General features: G+C 31.2%; 3 protein-coding genes. All 3 read right to left on the bottom strand.

The genetic code is table 11. The features are described from left to right. Positions 1 to 136 precede the first annotated feature (136 nt). Genes AB1349_14170 through AB1349_14180 form a run of 3 tightly spaced genes read right to left on the bottom strand, consistent with a single transcriptional unit; the run spans position 137 to position 1,319 of the window. Positions 137 to 610 carry an HIT domain-containing protein gene (locus AB1349_14170; protein MEW6558471.1) on the bottom strand — a complete coding sequence of 158 codons (474 nt, stop codon included), beginning with the start codon at positions 608 to 610 and terminating at the stop codon, positions 137 to 139. Further along, positions 607 to 987, bottom strand: coding sequence for a HEPN domain-containing protein (locus tag AB1349_14175; GenBank protein MEW6558472.1), 381 nt, complete (start codon positions 985 to 987; stop codon positions 607 to 609). Before AB1349_14175 ends, AB1349_14170 begins: the two co-directional genes overlap by 4 nt. Beyond that, complete coding sequence (locus AB1349_14180; GenBank protein MEW6558473.1) at positions 984 to 1,319, bottom strand: nucleotidyltransferase domain-containing protein; 336 nt, start codon at positions 1,317 to 1,319, stop codon at positions 984 to 986. Before AB1349_14180 ends, AB1349_14175 begins: the two co-directional genes overlap by 4 nt. Positions 1,320 to 1,636 lie beyond the last annotated feature (317 nt).

Here is a 1,636-nt window from a genome sequence, read left to right on the forward strand (position 1 = left end):
GTCAATTTTTTATAGGTTCCTTTATAATATGTCTCAGCATTTATTAGCAAGCGTGTCTGATGAATCAGACCACCCTATTTCTCATTAGAGAAATGGGAAATTTGCCAAACTACAGTTAATTAATTAATTAGTTAATTTATTTATTGTGTTTTTTCAATTGGTAATAAAGTTCTTTTATACTTTGGGAAACAACTTTTGTTTTTGCAATCATTGGCATAAAATTGGTATCGCCTTGCCAGCGAGGAACAATATGAAGATGGAAATGTTTTTCTACACCTGAGCCTGCTATTTTACCGAGATTTATCCCGATATTAAAGCCCTGCGGGTTCATTTTTTTCTTAAGAAGAATTACCATTTTTTTTACCAGTTGCATAATTTCTACAATTTCACAGTTTCTTAATTTCTCAATTTTGCCAATGTGTCTATATGTTGCAACCATCAGATGTCCTGCGTTATACGGGAATTTATTTAATATCACAAACGCAGTTTTTCCACGATAAAGCACGAGGTTTTTTTTGTCTTTTTTTTCTTTTATCGCTTTACAAAAAAAGCAATCTTTCTGTTTAGAAAGAATATATTTTTTTCTCCACGGCGCAAAAATATGGCTCATATATTCAAATACTTTTTTGCTGCTTCTAAAAATTCTTTTGCATTTTGTATCAAATCTATTGATTGTTCCTCAGTAATTATTGGTTCTGTATCATAATCCCCATTTTGTCTTAATTTGAATGCTTTCTCAAGCCAGTTATAATATTTTTTATCAAAAATACCCGTTTTGATAAATTCTTTATTAAAAAACAAAATTACAGCATAATGACTTGAGTAGCTTAGTCCTTTCGTTAAAAGTAAACCTTCCGCAATATAAAACATTGCGTAATAACTTCTTGATACAGAAATACGATAATGTCCAAGTTGTAAAAGTGAATCCGCTGCTTTAATATCTTCTTCCGCTTTTTTTAGTAAAAGGTTGACATCCTCATTATTCATAATTCAACCCCTTCTCTTCTTACATTCAATAGAAGCGGACTGTTACGAGTTAGATATTCTTGTTCATCCTTTAATATAATTGAAGTTAAAAGTTCATATTGGAAATCTATTTCTGTAGTCATCTTAATTATTTTCTCAAACTCTACTATTTTATTTTCTATTTTTTTTAATACCACCATAATATCAATATCCGAACCTCCTGTAGCATCACCTCTTGCTTTTGAGCCGTAAAGTATTATCCGAGACAAATTATCTTTGTAAAGATTTTTAAGTTCAGTGATAAGTTCATCAATTGCTTGTTTTTCTTTTTCTGTTAATGTTGGGATATCCATAATAGACCTTGAACTTTTTAATATTATATCAAAATTTTACTAAAAAGGCAAATAAAAAAGTAGTCGGTAATTAAATGCCGTCTACTGATGATTTTCCAACAATTGTTCGCTTCGCTCGGCTACATTGTGGTGTAAATTTGTTCCATTGACACCCCGAATAAATTCGGGGTATTCCACAAATTTATTTCTTTATTTCACCAAACTGGTTAATTTCCTTGCTAACTCGTCAACAGTTGCTTCTATTCCGCCAAGTGTAGCGGATTTGCCTTTATCCGCATATTCTACTTTGCTGGTTTCTACATCTACAAGCCGAATAT

Source organism: Elusimicrobiota bacterium (genome assembly GCA_040757695.1).
Classification (GTDB): domain Bacteria; phylum Elusimicrobiota; class UBA8919; order UBA8919; family UBA8919; genus JBFLWK01.

Bases quoted from the DNA above. Each gene is read 5' to 3' on its own strand.
- AB1349_14180 (MEW6558473.1), bottom strand. From the start codon at position 1,319: ATGGATATCCCAACATTAACAGAAAAAGAAAAACAAGCAATTGATGAA.
- AB1349_14170 (MEW6558471.1), bottom strand. From the start codon at position 610: ATGAGCCATATTTTTGCGCCGTGGAGAAAAAAATATATTCTTTCTAAA.
- AB1349_14175 (MEW6558472.1), bottom strand. From the start codon at position 987: ATGAATAATGAGGATGTCAACCTTTTACTAAAAAAAGCGGAAGAAGAT.